This is a genomic window from Pseudomonas sp. UMAB-40, assembly GCF_900095275.1.
Classification (GTDB): domain Bacteria; phylum Pseudomonadota; class Gammaproteobacteria; order Pseudomonadales; family Pseudomonadaceae; genus Aquipseudomonas; species Aquipseudomonas mandelii_B.
In genome coordinates, this window is the sequence record NZ_LT607556.1 from 286,166 (window position 1) to 306,585 (window position 20,420).

Sequence of the window (20,420 nt, forward strand, 5' to 3'; positions counted from 1 at the left end):
TTCACCGGGAAACCAATGTGGGAGCGAGCTTGCTCGCGATGGCGGACTGTCAGACAACATCAATGTTGAATGTACTGGCCTCATCGCGAGCAAGCTCGCTCCCACAGTTTGATCTCTGTCGGGCAGACGATCTCTTACAAGATACGAACGCGCAACGAACGGCCTTTGATCTTGCCGTCGTTCAGGCGCTGCAAGGCTTGCTTGGCGATCCCGCGTTCAACAGCCACATAGGCCTGGAAGTCGAAAATCGCGATCTTGCCGACCTGAGCGCCCGGAATACCGGCATCGCCCGTCAACGCACCCAGAATGTCACCCGGACGCACTTTGTCTTTACGGCCCGCGCCGATGACCAGCGTGCTCATCACCGGCAGCAGCGGTGCGCCGCCCTGGGATTTGAGGTTGTCCAGCTGATCCCAGCTCAACGGCGACTTCTGCAGTAGCTCGATGGCCTGGGCGCGGTGCGCTTCGGACGGCGCTACGAGGCTGATCGCGATGCCTTTCTCGCCAGCACGACCGGTACGGCCGACGCGGTGAATGTGGATTTCCGAATCACGGGCCAGTTCGACGTTGATCACCATGTCCAGCGCATCGATGTCCAGGCCGCGAGCGGCAACGTCGGTAGCGACCAGAACCGAAGTACTGCGGTTGGCGAACATGGCCAGCACCTGGTCACGGTCACGCTGTTCCAGATCGCCGTGCAGGCCGACGGCGGAAATGCCTTTGGAGGTCAGGTGGTCGACGGTTTCCTGAACCTGCTGCTTGGTGAAGCAGAAGGCGACGCAGGACGCCGGACGGTGATGCGCGAGGACTTTGACCACCGCGTCCATGCGCTCTTCCGGCGATATTTCGTAGAAGCGCTGCTCAATCTGCGTATCGTCGTGGAACGCTTCGGCTTTCACGATCTGCGGGTTACGCATGAATTTCGCCGCCAACTGCTTGATGCCCGTCGGGTAGGTGGCGGAGAACAGCAGGGTCTGGCGGCGTTCAGGGCTCTGGGCAATGATTTCTTCGATGGAATCGTAGAAACCCATGTCTAGCATGCGGTCGGCTTCATCGAGGATCAGCGTGTTCAGGCCATGGAGAATCAGCGAACCCTTGCGCAGGTGCTGCTGAATACGACCCGGGGTGCCGACGATGATGTGCGCGCCGTGCTCCAGCGAGCCGATCTGCGGACCGAAAGCCACGCCGCCGCACAGGGTCAGGACCTTGATGTTGTCTTCGGCGCGGGCCAGGCGACGGATTTCCTTGGCGACCTGGTCGGCCAACTCGCGAGTCGGGCAGATGACCAGCGCCTGGCAACCGAAGAAGCGCGGATTGATCGGGTTCAGCAGGCCGACACCGAAGGCGGCGGTCTTGCCGCTGCCGGTCTTGGCCTGGGCGATCAGGTCCATCCCCTTGAGGATCACCGGCAAGCTCTGCGCCTGGATCGGCGTCATCTCGGCATAACCCAAAGAGTCGAGGTTAGCCAGCATGGCGGCGGACAGCGGCAAAGTATTAAAAGCGGTGGCGATGGTGGTCACGGGACTGGCCTGCAAAACAAAATGTCGCGCAGTGTATCAGTCCCGTGGCCATTCGCCCTAAGGCTCTATGTGTTCTTCCGGACGCTTGACGCGCCGTCCGTCTTCCTTTGAGAGCTGGGAGAAGATCGTCGCGGCCAGCATCGCCATGATTCCGACCGTCACAAATGTCAGCTGGAACGCACCCAGCACCGTGTCCACGCCATCGTTGCCGATCTCTGCGGTAAAACCGCCGAGCAAGGCGCCGGCGCAGGCAACACCAAGGCTGAGAGACAATTGCGCGACCACCGACAGCAGGCTGTTGCCGCTGCTGGCGCTGGCGTCGTCGAGGTCGATCAGGGTTACGGTGTTCATCGCGGTGAACTGCAAGGAGTTGATCGCCCCCAGAATCGATAGCATCACCAACAGCAACCAGTACGGCGTTTGTTCGCTGACCAGCCCCATGCTCGCCAGCATCAACCCCAGCGCCAAAGTGTTGCCGGTGAGCACGATGCGATAGCCCAAGCGTTCGATCAACGGTCGCGCCACCGACTTGGCAACCATCGCTGCCGCCGCCAGCGGCAACATGCTCATCCCGGCCTGGGACGGCGAATAACCCAGCGCCACTTGCAGCAGCAGCGGCACGAGGAACGGCAGAGCGCCGCTGCCCAGGCGGGCGAACAGGTTGCCGAGGATGCCCACGGCAAACGTCCGGGTCTTGAACAGCGATGGCGCGAACAGCGGATTATCGATGTGCCCGGCGCGCAACCAATACGCCGCCAGACAGGCCATGCCGCCGAACAGCAGCAACATCACCCGTAAGTGCGGCAGGTGCAGTTCGCCGAGGCCTTCCATCGCGATGGTGATCAGAATCATCGCCGCGCCAAACAGCAAAAAGCCCAGGCTGTCGAAACGCGTGCGTTCAGTGCCACGCAGGTCGGGGATGAATTTCCACACGGCGTAGCAACCAATGGCGCCCACCGGCAGGTTGATCAGGAAGATCCAGTGCCAAGTCAGGTATTCGACCATCCAGCCGCCCATGGTCGGGCCGATCAGCGGACCAAGCAGGCCGGGAATGGTGATAAATCCCATGATCCGCACCAGCTCCGAGCGCGGATAGGCGCGCAGCACCACCAGCCGCCCGACCGGCAACATCAATGCCCCGCCCAGGCCCTGAATCACCCGGGCGCCGATCAGCATGCTCAGGGTGCTCGACAGAGCACAGAGCAATGAGCCAAGGCTGAACAGCAGGATCGCGCCGAAGAAGATTTTCTTGGTGCCGAAGCGGTCGGCGATCCAGCCGGAGGCGGGGATCAGCAGCGCAACGGTGAGCATGTAGGCAATGATCACGCCCTGCATGCGCAGCGGATCTTCGGCCAGGTCTCGGGCCATGGCAGGCAGGGCGGTATTGAGAATGGTCCCGTCGAGGGACTGCATGAAGAAAGCGATGGCGACGACCCACGGCACCCAGCGGGCGGTGACAGCGTCGAGAGGCGGGCGGTTGGGCATGGGACCTCTTGTCAGTATGAGTCAGGGAGTCCGAGGTGCATTCATCGCGGGCAAGCCCGCTCCCACAGTGATCTTGGGTGGATCAAAAATTTGCAATCCAACCCGGAACCTGTGGGAGCGGGCTTGCCCGCGATGCACTTACAGGGTCAAGGTCAGTCGGCTGATCAGCGCACCCGGCAACAACGCCGAGGCCGTGGCCCGCTGGCTGTAGGTGCTGGCCGACAGCAACAACTCACGCTCCTCCGTCAACGCTTCCAGCTGCGAACCCAGCAAACTGTAGGCACTGTCATCAAAACGCATGGTGCTCACCGGCGCCTGAATCTCGCCGTTCTCGACCCAGAACGTCGCAAAGCGCGTCATGCCGGTCAGGCGTGCCGCCGGCTGATCGGAGTAGTTCAGGTACCAGAGGTTGCTGATGTACAAACCGGTGCCCAGTTGCTTGAGAATCTCTGCATCAGGCAGCGTACCGGCGGCCATGTTCACTGCGCTCGGCATTTCACCGCCGCTGGCGCCGTTGGCGGTCAGGCCGTATTCGGCGGCACTGCGTGAACTGACCATCTGCGCGCCGGCCTTGCCTTCGACGATCAAGCCAAGATCGGTGCGCGGATAACCTTCGCCCGAGAACGCCGGGCTCAACGAACCGCTGACCTTTTCATCAACCGACACCAACGGGCTGAATGCACTGTCGCCCGCATACAGCTTCTGCAGCGGACTGTTTTTGCTGGCAATCGACTGTGCCGAGAAACCGCCCCAGCCCAGCATGTCCATGATTTCTCCCAGGGCTGCCGGCGCCAGATAGGCGCGGTACTGACCGGGCGCCAGGGTGTGTTGCGGTCTGCCGAGAAACGCCAACTGCTCGCGCGCCTGCGCAAAGCGCCTGGCAAACCCTTCGCTGTTCCAGTCGTGCCCGGCGTAACTGGCTTTCACCGCTTGGCCGTTTTCATGGACCAGACTGAAATCAAAGTTGAAGCTGTTGGCTTGATGCCAGCCAAACGCGCCCGAAGAACTGGCGAATCCACGACTGATCGGCCCGGCGGCGTAGAAGCCGACCAGATCCAGCCCCTCGGCCGCCTGAGTGATTTCAGCGACCACTTGCTCGGTGTCCGGCAGCGGGTGATCTTGAACATTCTTGCTCTGCCAACCGTTGTGGTTGAGCAGCAGGTAGGGATCTGGCGGCAGCAGCGGCAAGGTTTCGCGCAACTGTTGCAGACCTTCGGCCAGCCGCTGAAGGTCGACTTCCTGATCACCGGCCAGCGTGATGTTCAGGTCAGCATGCCGGCCCTCGTTGATCAGCTTGAAACCGACGCTCGCCTGCTGCACCTGACCGGCTTGACGCACCTTGGCGTGGTTGAAGCGCACGAAGGCCGAGGATTCGGCGGCGTAACTGAGAGTGAATTGTTCCGGCTCGCGAATCGCATCGCGCAGCCAATTGACCAAGGCCTTGAACGCATCGGCCTGACTTTTTGAAGTACTCATCAGGCATCCCCCCCAAACACATCAACGTTGCTGAACACGCAGGCCGGCGAGGCATGGCCGACCCGGATCACCTGGTTCGGTTCGCCCTTGCCGCAGTTCGGCGTGCCCAGGACCTTGACGGAGTTGGCATCGCCAACGGCGCTGAGGCTTTTCCAGAAGTGCGCGGAAATTGCCCGGTAGTTCGGGTTCTTGACCACGCCTTTGAGTTCGCCGTTTTCGATCAACTGGCCCCATTCACAGCCGAACTGGAATTTGTTGCGGGCATCGTCGATGGACCAGGACCGGTTGGTGCTCATCAAGATGCCGTGCTCGATGTTGCCGATCATCTGCTCCAGCGGTTGATCGCCGGCCTCGATGTTCAGGTTGGCCATGCGATCGATCGGTGGACGGTTCCAGCTGCAGGCGCGGCTGTTGGCCACGCCATCCATGCCGGCACGGAATTGCGACAGCGCGCCGCCCAATGGGCGCAGCAGCAAGCCTTCTTTAATCAGGAATTGTTTGCTGGCAGCAGTGCCGTCGTCGTCATGGCCGTAGCTGGCGAGTTGCTCGGGAATGTCCGGGTCGAAGGTCACGTTCAGCAGTTTCGAGCCGTATTGCAGATGACCGAAGTCTTCCGCCTTGACGAAACTGGTGCCGGCGTAATTGCGCTCGTCACCGAGGATGCGGTCCAGTTCCAGCGGGTGACCGATGGACTCGTGGATCTGCAGCATCATCTGGTCCGGCATCAGCAGCAGGTCACGCGGGCCTTTCGGGGTGTTCGGCGCCAGCAGCAATTGCAGTGCCTGATCAGCGATTTTCGGACCGGCGCCGACCAGGCCACAGCGACTGATCACATCAAAACCGCCCTGCTGACCGAAGTTCTCGCGGCCCAGGGTTCGGGTCTGGCTGTCGTTGCCGTCGTAGGCCGTGACTTCCAGGCTCGGGTAGACGAACCGCTGGGCCTGGCGCAGTTCGGCGCCAGCGTTGCTGAGGTAGATCTGTTCGACATGAGTGATGCCGATGCTCACCTGCCAGTTCACCAGTCGCTCGTCCTTGGGCACGGATGCGGACTCGGCGCCGAGCAGTTGGTAGCAATCGCTCAGGGACGGGAAGGGCTGGTCGAGGTTCGGCGAAAAGTAGTCGGCGCGGTCGCTGGAGACCACTTGTGCGCTCAGGTCGAGCAGGGCGTGGGGCTTGAGTCGGCGGGCTTGTTGCTCGGCCTTCTCCAGCGCAGCTTGCAGGCCTTGTTGCGACAAGTCGTTGGTCGCGGCGTAGGCTTCGACGCCGTTGACGCGCACGGTCAGCATCGCGCCTTCGTCACGGCTCAGGCTTGGAGGTTCGGCGACATTCTTGCGGACCGACAGGTACTGGCCGGACTCGCGCACATAACGCAGCGAAAAGAATTCAGCGCCCGTGCGCAAGGCAGCGAAGCGCTGCTTGAGCTGGGGGTGGAAATCGAACATTCGGGAACCTCCTTGGTCTGGAGTGGCGGTGTAGCGGTGTTACGAAGGGGGTGAAACGATTGCGTGGCGCTAGATTAGGCCTGCGCGGGGGGTAGGATCAAGCTTGGATCGGTGTAGGAAGGGATTGCCGGGGTGTGTCAGAAAGAGATGTGTTGTTCCCGCAGGCCCCATCGCGAGCAAGCTCGCTCCCACAGGGATTGGGGTTGATCACAAATCTGTAATCCAACCCAAAACCTGTGGGAGCGAGCTTGCTCGCGATTGGCCGTGACGCGGTGTAACGGTCTTACTGAGCGGTGAGGCTCACATCCCGCAACGGCTTGCCACGCACCGGCGCATCGCCGGCCACGAAGTAATCAGCGGTGCTGCGCGGCAACGGCTGGCGACCACGGATCTTGTCGGCGATTTTCTCGGCGATCATGATCGTTGGCGCGTTCAGGTTGCCGGTGGTGATGATCGGCATGATCGAGGCATCGACCACACGCAGGGCTTGCAGGCCATGCACACGACCTTCGCCATCGACCACCGCCATCTCGTCGGTGCCCATCTTGCAGGAGCAGGACGGGTGGAACGCGGTTTCGGCGTGTTCGCGGATGAACTTGTCGAGCTGCTCATCGGTTTGCACGTCGATGCCCGGGCTGATTTCGCGGCCACGGAAAGCGTCCAGTGCAGGCTGTTGCATGATTTCACGGGTCAGGCGGATGCCGTCGCGGAATTCCTGCCAGTCCTGCTCCGTGGCCATGTAGTTGAACAGGATGCTCGGGTACTCGCGCGGATCCTTGGACTTCGCCTGGATGCGACCACGGCTCGGCGAACGCATGGAACCCATGTGCGCCTGGAAACCGTGCTCTTTCACGCCGTTGCTACCGTTGTAGTTAATCGCGACCGGCAAGAAGTGGTACTGGATGTTCGGCCAATCGAATTCTTCGCGGGTACGGATGAAACCGCCGGCTTCGAACTGGTTGCTGGCGCCAATGCCGGTGCCGTTGAACAGCCATTCGGCACCGATGGCCGGCTGGTTGTACCAGAGCAGCGACGGGTACAGCGAGACCGGTTTGGTGCAGGCGTATTGCAGGTACAGCTCGAGGTGATCCTGCAGGTTTTCGCCGACGCCGGGCAGGTCATGGACCACCGGAATGTCGAGCTTGTTCAGCAGTTCGGCCGGGCCGACACCGGAGCGTTGCAGAATCTGCGGCGAAGCGATGGCGCCGGAGCACAGCAGCACTTCCTTGCGGGCACGGGCTTCAACGCGTTCTTCAGCGGCGCCGATCAGGTAACGCACGCCAACGGCACGCTTGCCTTCGAACAGGATCTTGTCGGTCAGGGCGTGGGTGACGATGGTCAGGGTCGAACGCTTCTTGGCGACGTCCAGGTAACCGCGAGCGGTGCTGGCGCGACGGCCGTTCGGCGTCACGGTACGGTCCATCGGGCCGAAGCCTTCTTGCTGGTAACCGTTGAGGTCTTCGGTGCGCGGGTAACCGGCTTGCACGCCTGCTTCAACCATCGCGTGGAACAGCGGGTTGTTGCCGGCTTTCGGTGTGGTCACGCTGACCGGACCGTCGCCACCGTGGTAGTCGTTCGGGCCGATGTCGCGGGTTTCGGCCTTGCGGAAATACGGCAGGCAGTTCAGGTAATCCCAGTCTTCAAGACCCGGAAGCTTGGCCCAGTTGTCGTAGTCCATCGCGTTGCCACGGATGTAGCACATGCCGTTGATCAGCGAGGAACCGCCGAGGCCCTTGCCGCGACCGCATTCCATCCGGCGACCGTCCATGTGTGGCTCTGGATCGGTTTCGTAGGCCCAGTTGTAGCGACGGCCTTGCAGCGGAAACGCCAGGGCGGCCGGCATTTGCGTGCGAAAGTCCAGGCGGTAGTCCGGGCCGCCTGCTTCGAGCAGCAGGACGGTGACGCCTTCGTCTTCAGTCAGACGGGTCGCCAGGGTGTTACCGGCCGAGCCGGCACCGATGATGATGTAATCGAATTCTTGGGACATTGAATGCACCCTCTTTGAAGTTGGTCAGGTCAAGCGAGTGCTGCGCACTCGATCGCCAGCAGGCTGGCTCCCACACTGGAATGTGTACTCCTGTGGGAGCCAGCCTGCTGGCGATGACGGCCTCGCAGGCGAAGCAGATGCCGCCTTAGAAAACCGAGGCGTAATCGCCCAGTTCGACCTGTACCGATTTGATGCGTGTGAAGTTGTTCAGCGAGCTGATGCCGTTCTCACGGCCCACGCCCGACTGTTTGTAGCCGCCGACCGGCATCTTGGCGTCGGACTCGCCCCAGGCGTTGATCCAGCAGATACCGGCTTCCAGTTGATGAATCACGCGGTGAGCGCGGTTCAGGTCCTTGGTGACGATACCGGCGGCCAGGCCGAAGTCGGTGTCGTTGGCACGACGGATCACTTCTTCTTCGGTTTCGTAAGTCAGGATCGCCATCACCGGGCCAAAGATTTCTTCACGAACGATGGTCATCTCGTCGGTGCAGTCGGTGAACACGGTCGGTGCCACGAACGCGCCTTTGGCGAATTCGCCTTCGGTCAGACGGCCACCGCCGCACAGCACGCGAGCGCCTTCTTCCTTACCTTTGGCGATGTAACCCAGCACGCTTTCCATGTGGGCGAAGCTGACCAGCGGGCCGAAGTTGGTGTTCTCGTCTTCCGGGTTGCCGATGCGGATGCGCGCAACGCGCTCAGCGATCTTGGCTTCGAAAGCGGCTTTCAGGTGAGTCGGCACGAACACGCGAGTGCCGTTGGTGCAGACCTGGCCGGAGCTGTAGAAGTTGGCCATCATCGCGGTGTCGGCAGCGCGATCAAGGTCGGCGTCGTCGAAGATGATCAGCGGGGATTTGCCGCCCAGTTCCATGGTCACGTCTTTGAGCGACGAGGCGGAAGCGCTGGCCATGACCTTCTTGCCGGTGTCGGTGCCGCCGGTGAAGGAGATTTTTTCGATGCGTGGGTGCTCGGTCAGCCAGGTGCCGACTTCGCGGCCGCTGCCGGTCAACACGTTGAACACGCCGGCCGGCAGGCCTGCTTCGGTGTAGATCTCTGCCAGTTTCAGCGTGGTCAGGGAAGTGACTTCGCTTGGCTTGAAAATCATCGCGTTACCGGCCGCCAGGGCAGGTGCGGATTTCCACAGGGCGATCTGGATCGGGTAGTTCCACGCGCCGATGCCGGCGACGACGCCCAGTGGCTCGCGACGGGTGTAGACGAACGACGTGGTACGCAGCGGAATCTGCTCGCCTTCGATGGCGGGCACCAGGCCTGCGTAGTATTCCAGCACGTCAGCGCCGGTGACGATGTCGACATACTTGGTTTCGGAGAACGACTTGCCGGTGTCCAGGGTTTCCAGGGCGGCCAACTCATCGTTGCGCTCGCGCAGGATGTCGACGGCACGACGCAGGATGCGCGAACGCTCCATGGCAGTCATCGCGGCCCAGATTTTCTGGCCCTTTTCGGCGCTGACCACAGCGCGCTCGACGTCTTCCTTGGTCGCACGTTGTACTTTTGCGAGGACTTCACCGTTAGCCGGGTTGATGGCTTCGAAAGTGGCGTCGCTGCTGGCGTCGCTGTAGCCGCCATCGATGTAGAGTTTTTGCAGTTCGAAACGGGCCATAAAGTCCTCGCAAGTGCATAAGTGGTTGGCGTTGACCACTGCGGTGAAGCCATATAGGTGTGGCAACACCGATCAGTAGCCGTTCAGGGGTTGAGCGTTTATGTGTGCTCTAACTCACCTGCTTGGCCAGTTGGAAATCCATGTATTCGTAAGCGATCTGGTGCGCCTGCTCAGTGTCGAAAGCATCTCCCGACAGCGCGCCGCGCAACCACAAACCGTCAATGAGGGCTGCCAGGCCCCGGGCGGCACTGCGCGCGTCATCGAGCGGCAATACACGGCGGAACTGGCAGCACAGGTTGGAATACAGGCGGTGATCGTTGATCCGCTGCAACCTGTGCAAAGACGGGTGGTGCATGCTGGTGGCCCAGAAGGCCAGCCAGGTTTTCATTGCCGGGCCATTGACCTGGCTGGCGTCGAAGTTGCCTTCGATGATCACCTGGAGGTGCGCCCGCGGGCTGCTGTCCTCCAGCGCCTGACGGCGCGCGGTGACGTTCTCGCTCAGGACACTCATCAGATACTGCGCCGTGGCAGCGATCAGGCCGTTCTTGTCCTGAAAATAGTGACTGATGATGCCATTCGAGACACCGGCCAAACGGGCGATCAGCGCAATGCTGGCGTCCCCCATTCCGACCTGATCGACCGCCTGCAATGTGGCTTCGATCAACTGCTGGCGGCGGATGGGTTGCATACCGACCTTGGGCATCTTGCACATCTCCTTAGGCCTTCCGGCGGACGTAGAACGTCTATCGGATTGAAGGCCAGTCTATTTTGTTTTGATTGAACGTTCAATCAACAAAGAATAAGATCTGCGACAATTCGTCGCTGCCTACAGGTTTTTCCTACGCGTAGTTGGCGGAAAAACGACGTCTGAAAATGCTCGAAACCCACACGCTCAGGCGTTCAGGGGGTTCGGGCTTTTTTCGGGCTGTCTTTATATCACCCGCTGGTCGGCTGCCAACTAACCGAATGGTCGGGTAACGCGTTGCCTTGTGTTTTTCTCTCGCACTGCCTGGAGCATCTGTGCCATGAGTTCTGCCTCTCTTATAAAGACCCCACCCGAGAAGGTGACGGTCAACGGTTGGGTGTTCTACACCTCTACCGCGTTGATTCTGTTGTTGACCGCCATTCTGATCATCGCCCCGCAAGAGGCCGGCAGATTGCTCGGCATCGCCCAGGCCTGGTTGTCCCGCAGTTTCGGCTGGTACTACATGGTGGTGATCGCCGCCTACCTGGTATTTGTCGTGGGCCTGGCGTTTTCGTCCTACGGCAAACTCAAGCTCGGCAGCAAGGACGACACCCCGGATTTCAGCTACGGCGCCTGGGCGGGGATGCTGTTCTCGTCGGGGATCGGCATTTCGCTGCTGTACTTCGGTGCTTCCGAGCCGTTGGACCACTACTTCAATCCGCCGGAAGGCGTTGCCGCCAGCAATATGGCCGCGCGTCAGGCTGTGCAGCTGACATTCCTGCATTGGGGCCTGCATGGCTGGGCGATCTACGCCTTGGTCGGCCTGGCCGTGGCGTACTTTGCCTACCGTCATAACCAGCCGTTGGCACTGCGTTCGGCGCTGTATCCGCTGGTCGGCGAGCGTTGGGTCAAAGGCGCGGCCGGTCATGCGGTGGACGGCTTCGGCATGTTCGTGACCCTGCTGGGTCTGGTGACGAACCTGGGGATTGGTTCGTTGCAAGTGTCGTCGGGCCTTGAAAACCTGTTCGGCATGGAACACAGCAACACCAACCTGCTGATCGTGATCATCGTGATGAGCACCGTGGCGACCATCGCGGCCGTGTCTGGCGTGGAAAACGGCATTCGTCGTTTGTCGAACCTGAACATCGTGCTGTTCAGCGGCCTGCTGATTTTCGTGCTGCTGTTCGGCCCGACCTTGCACCTGTTGAACGGCTTCGTGCAGAACGTTGGTGACTATTTGAACGGCGTGGTCCTGAAGACTTTCGACCTCTACGTCTACGAAGGCGACAGTGAGAAATCCGACCGCTGGCTGGGCCTGTGGACTCTGTTCTACTGGGCGTGGTGGATTTCCTGGGCCCCATTCGTCGGCATGTTCATCGCGCGTATTTCCCGTGGTCGCACGGTGCGTGAACTGGTGGCCGGCGTGTTGCTGATCCCACTGGGTTTCACCCTGGCGTGGCTGTCGATCTTCGGTAACTCTGCCCTGGACCTGGTGATGAACCATGGGGCGGTGGAGCTCGGGAAGACGGCGCTCGAACAGCCGTCGATGGCGATCTATCAACTGCTTGAGCATTACCCGGCATCGAAGATTGTGATCGGCGTGTCGATCTTCGTCGGTTTCGTGCTGTTCCTGACCCCGGCGGATTCCGGCGCGGTGATGATGGCCAACCTTTCGTGCAAGGGCGGTAACGTCGACGAAGACGCCCCGCACTGGCTGCGGATCTTCTGGTCGGCGGTGATTACCCTGGTGACCATCGGTCTGCTGTTCGCCGGCAACTTCGAAGCCATGCAAACCATGGTGGTGCTGGCCGGTCTGCCGTTCTCGGTGGTGCTGGTGTTCTTCATGTTCGGTCTGCACAAGGCAATGCGCCAGGACGTGCAGATCGAACAGGAGCAAGCGGAGCTGGCGGCGCGCGGTCGTCGTGGTTTCAGCGAGCGTTTGACGCAGCTGGACCTGCAGCCGAATCAGTCGATCGTTCAGCGTTTCATGGACAAGCAAGTCAGCCCGGCGCTGGAAGAGGCGGCGGTGCAACTGCGCGGTCAAGGCCTGGAAGTGCAAACGTTGCTGGGTAAATCCAAGCGCTGCATGGGCCTGCGGATCGAGATGGAAGAGGGCAACCCTTTTGTCTACGAAGTGAGCCTGGATGGCTATCTCGCGGCGGCGAGCGAAACGGTCTCGGCCGAAAGCGCTGACGAACCGCGTGCGCGCTATTACCGCGCCGAGGTGTACCTGCACAACGGCAGCCAGGATTACGACTTGATGGGCTTCACTCACGATCAGATCACCCGTGACGTGCTCGATCAGTTTGAAAGCCATCGGCAGCTCCTTGGCCGTGTCTATAGCTAAATGTTGAGGTGATGCGGTGCAGTGAATGCACCGCAGATCCACTGTGGCGAGGGAGCTTGCCCCCGTTCGGCTGCGAAGCAGTCGTAAACCCGACCAGCGCGGTCCATCTGTAAGATCGCACTGTCTGGATTTGGGGCCGCTGCGCGACCCAACGGGGGCAAGCCCCCTCGCCACAGTGGTCCGTGTTTACAGCCAAATATCCGCACTAACAAAAACGCCGCGATCCTCTCGCGGCGTTTTTGTGTCTGCTGCCTTAACCCAGGTTCTTGCCGAGCAGTGCGTGATACAGCTCGCTGTCGCCCAGAATCCCGACCACTTTGTTGTTGTCGTGCAGCACCAGTTTGTTGCCGGTCTGATAACGAATCTGCAGCGCATCACGCATGCCGATGTTCGAGTCCACCAGCGTTGGCCGACGACCCAGGCCTTCGACCGCTTGCCCTGGAATCCAGTTCTGCAGGTCCAGGCTCGCGCCGTTCTGGCGGGCACCTTTGATGGTGTTGCCTTCGGCCAGGTCCAGCCACGAATCGCCGCCCGGATCGAGGCACACCGAACCGTTGATGCGTTTGCAGTTGTCCAGGGTGCGCATCAGGCTGCGACCGCACAGCACGTTCAGCGGGTTGGTGTGCGCGACGAAGGTCCGCACGTAGTCGTCCGCCGGGTTGAGCACGATCTCTTCCGGCACGCTGTACTGGATGATCCGGCCGTCTTTCATGATTGCGATACGGCTGCCGAGCTTCAGGGCTTCATCGAGGTCGTGGCTCACGAACACAATGGTTTTGCTCAGCTTGCTTTGCAGTTCCAGTAATTCGTCCTGCAGGCCTTGGCGGATCAGCGGGTCGAGCGCCGAGAACGGTTCGTCCATCAGCAGAATGTCGGCGTCCATCGCCAGTGCACGGGCCAGGCCCACGCGTTGCTGCATACCGCCTGAGAGTTCGTCAGGCTTCTTGTTGCGCCATTGGGTCAGGCCCACCAGCTCAAGCTTTTCGTCCACCAGTTTGCGGCGTTCTTTCTCCGGGCGACCCTGCATTTCCAGGCCGAAGCTGATGTTCTCGCGCACCGTCAGCCACGGCATCAAGGCGAATTTCTGGAACACCATCGCGATGCGCTTGGTGCGCATCATTTTCAGTTCGGCAGGGGTACAGGAAGCGATATCGATCTGCTTGCCTTCGTGCTCAACGAACAACTTGCCACGGCTCACGGTGTTGAGGCCGTTGATGCAGCGCAGCAGGCTGGATTTGCCGGAGCCGGACAGGCCCATCAGCACGCAGATTTCGCCTTTTTCCACGTCCAGGCTGGCTTTTTCAACGCCGACGATCTGCCCGGTTTTTTTCAGGATCTGGTCGCGGGTCATGCCTTGGTCGAGGAGCTTGAGCGCCTCACGTGGATCTTTGGAAAAGATTACGTCGACGTCTTCGAAGCGAATAATGCTCATGCGTCACCCCCTACTTTAGCGTCGGGTTGTTTGCAGATACGGTCGAGCATGATCGCCAGCAGTACGATCGCCAGGCCGGCTTCGAAGCCCAGGGCGATATCAGCAGTGTTCAGTGCGTTGACCACAGGTTTGCCCAAGCCGTCGGCGCCCACCAGAGCAGCAATCACTACCATCGACAACGACAGCATGATGCACTGGGTGATACCGGCCGCGATGCTTGGCATGGCGTAAGGCAGTTCGATGCGTGCGAGTAACTGGCGGCGCGAGCAGCCGAAGGCTTTGCCGGCGTCCATCAGTTCTGCGGGAACATCACGGATGCCCAGGTAGGTCAGGCGGATAGGCGCGGCAATCGCGAACACTACCGTGGAGATCAGACCCGGGACCACGCCCAGCCCGAAGAGGGTCAGGGTAGGAATGAGGTACACAAATGTCGGTACGGTCTGCATCAGATCGAGCACCGGCCGCATCAGTGTGTAGAACATCGGTTTGTGCGCGGCGACGATACCCAGCGGCACGCCGATGACCACGCAGACCAGGGTCGCGAAGAGCACCTGGGCGAGGGTTTCCATGGTTTCCTGCCAGTACCCCAGGTTGAGGATCAGCAGAAAGGAGGCAATGACGAAAACGGTCAGCCCCCACTTTCGTTGAATGAAGTGAGCCAGTAGTGCGATGAGGCCGATCAATGCCAGCGGGTTGAACCAGGTCAGCGCGAAAGTCACGCCGTGGATCATCGTTTCCAGTGACACGGCGATGGCGTCGAAGGTGTTGGCGCCGTGTTGCGTCAACCATTCAACGAAGCCCGCGATGTACTGGCCTAGAGGTATTTTCTGATCAATCAGCATGGTAGTGAACGTCCGCATGCAAGGAAATAAACAGCCCGGACGGCCTAAGCCGCCCGGCGTAAGCGATTACTGCGCGAGCTTGGCTTTCACGGCCTCCAGGCCAGGTTTACCGTCAATGGTGGTCACGCCAGCGAGCCAGGTATCGAGGACCTGTGGATTCTTTTTCAGCCAGGCCTTGGCGGCCGCGTCAGGCTTCATTTTGTCGTCCAGGACGTTGCCCATCAGCGTGCTTTCCATGTCGAGGGTGAACACCAGGTTTTTCAGCAACTGACCGACGTTGCTGCATTCCTGCGCGTAGCCCTTGCGGGTGTTGGTGAAGATGGTCGCCTGACCGAAGTTCGGGCCGAAGAAGTCGTCGCCGCCAGTCAGGTACTTCATCTTGAAACGCGTGTTCATCGGGTGCGGTTCCCAGCCCAGGAACACCACGGCGGTGTTGCGGCGCTGGGCGCGATCGACTTGCGAGAGCATGCCTGCCTCGCTGGATTCGACCACCTTGAAGCCGGCGTCTTTCAGGCCGAAGGCGTTCTTGTCGATCATGCTCTGGATCAGGCGGTTACCGTCGTTGCCTGGTTCGATGCCGTAGATCTTGCCGTCGAGTTCTTTCTTGAACTTGGCGATGTCGGCGAAATCCTTCAGACCCTTGTTATACAACTCTTCGGGCACGGCGAGTGTGTATTTTGCGTTTTCGAGGTTGGCGCGCAGGGTCTCCACGGTGCCGGCATCGCGGTAGGCCTTGATGTCGTTTTCCATGGTCGGCATCCAGTTACCCAGGAACACGTCCATGTTCTTGCCGTCGGCCAGGGACTTGTAGGTCACCGGAACGGAAATCATCGTGGTTTTGGTCTTGTAGCCCAGGGCATCGAGAACGACGCTGGTGGTGGCGGTGGTGACGGTAATGTCAGTCCAGCCGACATCGGAGAAGTTTACGGTGCTGCACTGAGCGGGTTCTGCGGCTTGAGCCAGTAACGGCAGACTCAGCATGGCGGCCAACAACAACGACGGGGAACCTTTCATGGATGGACTCCTTGGTGTTTTTTTTGGCAGTGTTCCGACTGGACCACCGCACTTATAGGTTGCGGTTGGATGGCGTTTTGGAGACAGCTCTACCACGGCGCCTTGCAATCGAGTCGATACGATCATGTACCAGTGAAAATCTGACGCCTACAGGGTGCGTCGTAACCAGTACAGGGATGGTCGCATCCAGTGTCGGTGACGTCGTTTACAGCTTTTTTCAGCCCCCTTTGCCCCCCTGATCCGCAAAAAAACGGCGAGAACGCAGCGTAAAACGCCCGCGGCGTTGGTGAGCATGAGTGCGTCGGTGTGAGACGTCGAACGACACGGCAAAAGCCTGATGATGCGGCCATCTCGGCGGATTGCAGCTTGAGCGTAGCAGCTCCGTCACTGGGCGCTTTTGCGTCTGGAGTTGGTACATCCAGGAGTTCGGCAGTAATGGCTATCAGTGTTTTCGACCTGTTCAAAATCGGCATCGGCCCTTCCAGTTCGCACACCGTGGGGCCTATGCGGGCCGCCGCGCTGTTCGTGCAAGGTTTGCGTGAGCAGGGTCTTTTGGAACAAGTGCGGCGCGTTGAAGTTCAGCTTTATGGGTCGCTGTCAGCCACCGGCATCGGTCACGGCAGCGACAACGCCGTGATCATGGGCCTGATGGGCGAGTGGCCGGACGCGATTGATCCGTCGCAAATCGGCATCCGTATCGAAACCCTGCGCGAGACCCACACACTGTTGCTCGACGGCCGCCTGTCGGTGCCGTTTATCTGGGCCCGCGACATGCGGCTGATCGACGAAAACCTGCCGTTTCACCCCAACGCCATGACCCTGGTCGCTGAAGGTGATGACGGCGAGCTGCATCGCGACACCTACTATTCCATCGGCGGTGGTTTTGTCGTGGATGAAGCACAGGCTTCCAGCGGCGTGGTCGATCTGGATCGCACCGTGTTGCCTTTCGATTTCTCCAGCGCTGTCGAACTGCTCAGCCTGTGCCAGAAGCACAACCTGCGCGTCGCCGAATTGATGATGGCCAACGAGAAGGTCTGGCGCAGCGAGGAAGAGATTCGCAGCGGCCTGATGAAGCTCTGGCGCGCCATGCAGGACTGCGTCGATCAAGGCCTCAAACACGAAGGTATCTTGCCCGGCGGCTTGAATGTGCGCCGTCGTGCAGCCAAGTTGCATCGCAGCCTGCAAGAGCTGGGAAAACCCAACGTCATCGGCTCGACCTTGAGCGCCATGGAATGGGTCAACCTGTTCGCCCTCGCGGTCAACGAGGAGAACGCTGCCGGTGGGCGCATGGTGACGGCACCGACCAACGGTGCGGCGGGGATCATTCCGGCGGTGTTGCACTACTTTATGAAGTTCAGCGAAGTGGTGACGGACGCCAACGTGGTCGACTATTTCCTCAGTGCTGCGGCGGTGGGGATTCTGTGCAAGAAGAACGCTTCGATCTCCGGCGCCGAGGTCGGTTGTCAGGGCGAAGTCGGTTCAGCCTGTGCGATGGCGGCGGCTGGCTTGGCGGAGATCCTGGGTGCAACGCCGGAGCAGCTGTGCAACGCGGCGGAAATCGGCCTGGAACACAACCTCGGCCTGACCTGCGACCCGGTGGGTGGGCTGGTCCAAGTGCCGTGCATCGAGCGCAATGCGATTGCTGCGGTGAAAGCCATCAACGCGGCGCAGATGGCGCTGCGCGGGGATGGTCAGCACTTTATCTCGCTGGATCGGGTGATCCGCACCATGCGAGATACCGGCGCGGACATGCACGACAAATACAAAGAGACTTCGCGGGGTGGGTTGGCGGTGAGCGCGGTTGAGTGTTGAGGTGACCAATCTCTGTAGGAGCCGGCTTGCTGGCGATGAACGATAACGCGGTCACTCTGAAAAACCGCGTCGATCCGATCGCCAGCAAGCCGGCTCCTGCAAAAAACCACCAGACCAGTCAAAACTGCGCGCTAAGTGAACACATAATCCCAAACGCGCCACGTTTTGGCGCGTCGCTTACAGATAAGCCACTTGCCGGAGATCCGGGATCCAACCTGGCCATTACCGCCTGTCACCTGTGCTTGCGGTGACACTCTCCAACAAGTCGCCGTAGCCCTGTTCCCACAAGTGCTACCGATTTGCTCAAGCCCAACGGGGCAGAGCGCCTCACTCAGTTAATGGCACTTATAACCCCTACTCGCGGCACGGCTTATATAGACACGCCGCGACGTCGTTTTCAGGAGTTATTGAATGACCATTCAACTTTAGGCATGGCAATTGCTCTGTCATTACAAAGCCCGTCTCCCACGCGAGAACGATGGCAATAACAAGAGCCTCCGCCTGAGGCCATCACCCGCTTTGTGTGAGGAGATACCGCGATGACGACGTTCAACTCCGGGGCTCAACCCCAGAACCGTGCGCCTCAATCCATCGGCTTTCTGCTGCTGGACAATTTCACGCTTATTTCTTTGGCCTCCGCAGTAGAACCCCTGCGCATGGCCAACCAATTGTCCGGCCGCGAGCTGTATCGCTGGACCACGCTCACCGTCGACGGCGGTCAGGTCTGGGCCAGTGACGGTCTGCAGATCACCCCCGATTGCTCCATGCACAAAGCACCCGCCCTGGACACCATCATTGTCTGCGGCGGCATCGGCATCCAACGCACCGTTACCCGCGAACACGTGTCGTGGCTGCAAAGCCAGGCGCGTCAGTCGCGCCGTCTCGGTGCCGTCTGCACCGGCAGCTGGGCTCTGGCCTGCGCCGGCCTGCTGGACGGTTTTGATTGCAGCGTGCACTGGGAATGCCTGGCCTCGATGCAGGAAGCGTTCCCCCGCGTAGCCATGAGCACACGCCTGTTCACCCTCGACCGTAACAGGTTCACCAGCTCCGGCGGCACCGCACCGCTGGACATGATGCTGCACCTGATCAGCCGCGATCACGGCCGTGAACTGTCGGCCGCGATCTCGGAAATGTTCGTCTACGAGCGCATCCGCAACGAACAGGATCACCAGCGCGTGCCGCTCAAGCACATGCTGGGCACCAACCAGCCGAAGTTGCAGGAAATCGTCGCGCTGATGGAAGCCAACCTGGAAGAGCCGATCGACCTCGACGAACTGGCAGTGTATGTCGCTGTTTCCCGTCGTCAGCTGGAGCGCCTGTTCCAGAAATACCTGCACTGCTCACCGTCGCGTTACTACCTGAAACTGCGCCTGATCCGTGCCCGGCAGTTGCTCAAGCAAACGCCGATGTCGATCATCGAAGTGGCGTCGGTGTGCGGCTTCGTGTCCACGCCGCACTTCTCCAAGTGCTACCGCGAATACTTCGGCATTCCACCGCGTGACGAACGCGTAGGTTCCAACACCACGCAACAGGTGGCGATGATGCCGTTGCCGCAGGCGCTGGTGCTGTCGCCGCTGTCCGGGCCGTTGTCGGCGCTGAGCCAGGCGCGCAATGAGTCGACGTTCGCCAGCGTTCGTCTCTAGTTACAGCGGGCGTTTGAAAAATACGACGCGCTCGGTTTCCTCGAAACCGAGCGCCTTGTGTGTCTCCTGGCTCGGCAAGTTGTCGAGGCCGGTGTCGGAGGCCATCTCCACGCAGCCCTGTGCTCGTCCCCAGTGCGCCACCTGTTCGATCAGTCGTGCCGCCACTCCGTGCCGGCGCTGCTGCGGCACCACGTAGATACCTTCCAGATACACCACCGGCGAGCTGTCGGTGCCATTGACATAGTCGCGGCGCAATGACGCTTCGGCGAGGCCGACGGGTTGCTCCTGGCTGTCATAGGCGACAAAGTTGATATAGCGTTTTGGCTCGCGTAGCTGCTGGGCGATTTCGTCCCGATGCTCCTGTTCCGAAGCGTCGGGCCAGAGCGCCTGGCGCAAAGGCAGCCAGCCCGCTTGTTCATCGGACTGGCAGTGTTGGATACGGAACATCAGCGCTCGCTCGTGGTGGACAGGAAGGCCGCTACTCTAGCAAACCCCCGACACCTCAGACGCGACTCTGCTGATACTCCGCCAACGCCGGCAGCAACTGCCTATCAATGGCCTGACGCACGGCCGGCAGGATGGTCGCGCTGCTGGTGTACATCTGCTTGACCATCGTGCGCAGTTCCGTTGCCCGTTCGTTGTTCAAACCCCGTACCGCGCATTCGCAGGCCTGCTCGGCAGTTGCACCAGGGGGCACTGCAAATCCTAACGCCTTGAGCTGGCCCAACAGGTCTTCCTGGTCAATCAAATCGGCGTACATCATGACGCAATCCTTCTTCAGGGAACGGTGTCGTGGCTCGATTCTCGTAGGGGGGCGGGGTGGCGGCAAGGACGATTTGTCGCAATGGCCGCGATACCTATGAACAGGTCGTTTTCGGCTAACTTGCGAGAGGGGAGAGTGGGCACACTGGATTCAGCTGGCAACACGAAGGTTTGGTCACCCTCGCGCGACGGCTCCTCAACAGTACCCTCCTCAGCTCCGATCCTGTCACGGCTTGATCGGGGTTTTTTTTGCCTGTGAACCAGGAAGGGATGGGGTGTCTGGGCTGACGCCTTCGCGGGCAAGCTGAACTGGTCAAGTAATTCTGGACACCAGTTAAGGTTTCACGCCGCCAGT

At 60.5% G+C, this 20,420-nt stretch carries 16 protein-coding genes; 4 read left to right on the top strand and 12 right to left on the bottom strand.

Going from position 1 to position 20,420, the window contains the following annotated elements:
* Positions 1–134: 134 nt before the first annotated feature.
* The 7 genes from dbpA to betI form a co-directional block, all read right to left on the bottom strand.
* The gene (dbpA, locus tag K0F88_RS11150; RefSeq protein ID WP_229801809.1) at positions 135–1,472 is read right to left on the bottom strand and encodes an ATP-dependent RNA helicase DbpA; all 1,338 of its coding nucleotides are present in this window, start codon (positions 1,470–1,472) and stop codon (positions 135–137) included.
* Positions 1,473–1,577: 105 nt separating this feature from the next.
* Positions 1,578–3,005 carry a multidrug transporter subunit MdtD gene (mdtD, locus tag K0F88_RS11155; RefSeq protein WP_219095099.1) on the bottom strand — a complete coding sequence of 476 codons (1,428 nt, stop codon included), beginning with the start codon at positions 3,003–3,005 and terminating at the stop codon, positions 1,578–1,580.
* 138 nt (positions 3,006–3,143) lie between these two features.
* On the bottom strand, positions 3,144–4,481 hold the full coding sequence (locus tag K0F88_RS11160) for a TldD/PmbA family protein (RefSeq protein WP_219095100.1): 1,338 nt from the start codon (positions 4,479–4,481) through the stop codon (positions 3,144–3,146).
* Positions 4,481–5,923, bottom strand: coding sequence for a TldD/PmbA family protein (locus K0F88_RS11165; RefSeq protein WP_219095101.1), 1,443 nt, complete (start codon positions 5,921–5,923; stop codon positions 4,481–4,483). The genes K0F88_RS11160 and K0F88_RS11165 overlap by 1 nt, the downstream gene beginning before the upstream one ends.
* Before the next feature lie 283 nt (positions 5,924–6,206).
* The gene (betA, locus tag K0F88_RS11170) at positions 6,207–7,910 is read right to left on the bottom strand and encodes a choline dehydrogenase (RefSeq protein ID WP_219095102.1); all 1,704 of its coding nucleotides are present in this window, start codon (positions 7,908–7,910) and stop codon (positions 6,207–6,209) included.
* A gap of 145 nt (positions 7,911–8,055) precedes the next feature.
* Positions 8,056–9,528: a betaine-aldehyde dehydrogenase gene (gene betB, locus K0F88_RS11175; protein ID WP_219095103.1), complete on the bottom strand. Its 1,473-nt coding sequence runs from the start codon at positions 9,526–9,528 to the stop codon at positions 8,056–8,058.
* Between the two features lie 109 nt (positions 9,529–9,637).
* Complete coding sequence (gene betI, locus K0F88_RS11180) at positions 9,638–10,231, bottom strand: transcriptional regulator BetI (RefSeq protein WP_008151939.1); 594 nt, start codon at positions 10,229–10,231, stop codon at positions 9,638–9,640.
* Between the two features lie 379 nt (positions 10,232–10,610).
* Between betI and K0F88_RS11185 the strand changes: the two genes are divergently transcribed.
* On the top strand, positions 10,611–12,560 hold the full coding sequence (locus K0F88_RS11185; RefSeq protein ID WP_257605239.1) for a BCCT family transporter: 1,950 nt from the start codon (positions 10,611–10,613) through the stop codon (positions 12,558–12,560).
* A 253-nt stretch (positions 12,561–12,813) separates the two neighbouring features.
* On the opposite strand, the gene choV is transcribed toward K0F88_RS11185, so the two are convergent.
* The 3 genes from choV to K0F88_RS11200 form a co-directional block, all read right to left on the bottom strand.
* The gene (gene choV / locus K0F88_RS11190; protein WP_219095105.1) at positions 12,814–13,992 is read right to left on the bottom strand and encodes a choline ABC transporter ATP-binding protein; all 1,179 of its coding nucleotides are present in this window, start codon (positions 13,990–13,992) and stop codon (positions 12,814–12,816) included.
* Complete coding sequence (gene choW / locus K0F88_RS11195) at positions 13,989–14,834, bottom strand: choline ABC transporter permease subunit (RefSeq protein ID WP_109635476.1); 846 nt, start codon at positions 14,832–14,834, stop codon at positions 13,989–13,991. Before choW ends, choV begins: the two co-directional genes overlap by 4 nt.
* A 66-nt stretch (positions 14,835–14,900) precedes the next feature.
* Complete coding sequence (locus K0F88_RS11200; RefSeq protein WP_095127145.1) at positions 14,901–15,848, bottom strand: choline ABC transporter substrate-binding protein; 948 nt, start codon at positions 15,846–15,848, stop codon at positions 14,901–14,903.
* 435 nt (positions 15,849–16,283) lie between these two features.
* Here K0F88_RS11200 and K0F88_RS11205 point away from each other — a divergent pair, with 435 nt between their 5' ends.
* The 3 genes from K0F88_RS11205 to K0F88_RS11215 all read left to right on the top strand — a co-directional run bounded on the left by K0F88_RS11205 (position 16,284) and on the right by K0F88_RS11215 (position 19,303).
* Entirely contained in the window at positions 16,284–17,660 is a 1,377-nt protein-coding gene (locus K0F88_RS11205; protein WP_219095106.1) for an L-serine ammonia-lyase, read from the top strand.
* Positions 17,661–17,686: 26 nt separating this feature from the next.
* Complete coding sequence (locus K0F88_RS11210; RefSeq protein ID WP_219095116.1) at positions 17,687–17,911, top strand: hypothetical protein; 225 nt, start codon at positions 17,687–17,689, stop codon at positions 17,909–17,911.
* Between the two features lie 288 nt (positions 17,912–18,199).
* Positions 18,200–19,303, top strand: a complete 1,104-nt coding sequence (locus tag K0F88_RS11215) for a GlxA family transcriptional regulator (RefSeq protein ID WP_201198415.1) — start codon at positions 18,200–18,202, stop codon at positions 19,301–19,303.
* On the opposite strand, the gene aac(6') is transcribed toward K0F88_RS11215, so the two are convergent.
* Together aac(6') and K0F88_RS11225 are read right to left on the bottom strand one after the other, a co-directional pair.
* Positions 19,304–19,750, bottom strand: a complete 447-nt coding sequence (gene aac(6') / locus K0F88_RS11220) for an aminoglycoside 6'-N-acetyltransferase (protein WP_219095107.1) — start codon at positions 19,748–19,750, stop codon at positions 19,304–19,306.
* 55 nt (positions 19,751–19,805) lie between these two features.
* Complete coding sequence (locus tag K0F88_RS11225) at positions 19,806–20,066, bottom strand: hypothetical protein (protein ID WP_219095108.1); 261 nt, start codon at positions 20,064–20,066, stop codon at positions 19,806–19,808.
* Between the last annotated feature and the right edge of the window lie 354 nt (positions 20,067–20,420).

Coding starts and splice junctions, on each gene's coding strand:
- dbpA (WP_229801809.1), bottom strand. CDS start 1,472: ATGCTGGCTAACCTCGACTCTTTGGGTTATGCCGAGATGACGCCGATC.
- mdtD (WP_219095099.1), bottom strand. CDS start 3,005: ATGCCCAACCGCCCGCCTCTCGACGCTGTCACCGCCCGCTGGGTGCCG.
- K0F88_RS11160 (WP_219095100.1), bottom strand. CDS start 4,481: ATGAGTACTTCAAAAAGTCAGGCCGATGCGTTCAAGGCCTTGGTCAAT.
- K0F88_RS11165 (WP_219095101.1), bottom strand. CDS start 5,923: ATGTTCGATTTCCACCCCCAGCTCAAGCAGCGCTTCGCTGCCTTGCGC.
- betA (WP_219095102.1), bottom strand. CDS start 7,910: ATGTCCCAAGAATTCGATTACATCATCATCGGTGCCGGCTCGGCCGGT.
- betB (WP_219095103.1), bottom strand. CDS start 9,528: ATGGCCCGTTTCGAACTGCAAAAACTCTACATCGATGGCGGCTACAGC.
- betI (WP_008151939.1), bottom strand. CDS start 10,231: ATGCCCAAGGTCGGTATGCAACCCATCCGCCGCCAGCAGTTGATCGAA.
- choV (WP_219095105.1), bottom strand. CDS start 13,992: ATGAGCATTATTCGCTTCGAAGACGTCGACGTAATCTTTTCCAAAGAT.
- choW (WP_109635476.1), bottom strand. CDS start 14,834: ATGCTGATTGATCAGAAAATACCTCTAGGCCAGTACATCGCGGGCTTC.
- K0F88_RS11200 (WP_095127145.1), bottom strand. CDS start 15,848: ATGAAAGGTTCCCCGTCGTTGTTGTTGGCCGCCATGCTGAGTCTGCCG.
- K0F88_RS11205 (WP_219095106.1), top strand. CDS start 16,284: ATGGCTATCAGTGTTTTCGACCTGTTCAAAATCGGCATCGGCCCTTCC.
- K0F88_RS11215 (WP_201198415.1), top strand. CDS start 18,200: ATGACGACGTTCAACTCCGGGGCTCAACCCCAGAACCGTGCGCCTCAA.
- K0F88_RS11225 (WP_219095108.1), bottom strand. CDS start 20,066: ATGATGTACGCCGATTTGATTGACCAGGAAGACCTGTTGGGCCAGCTC.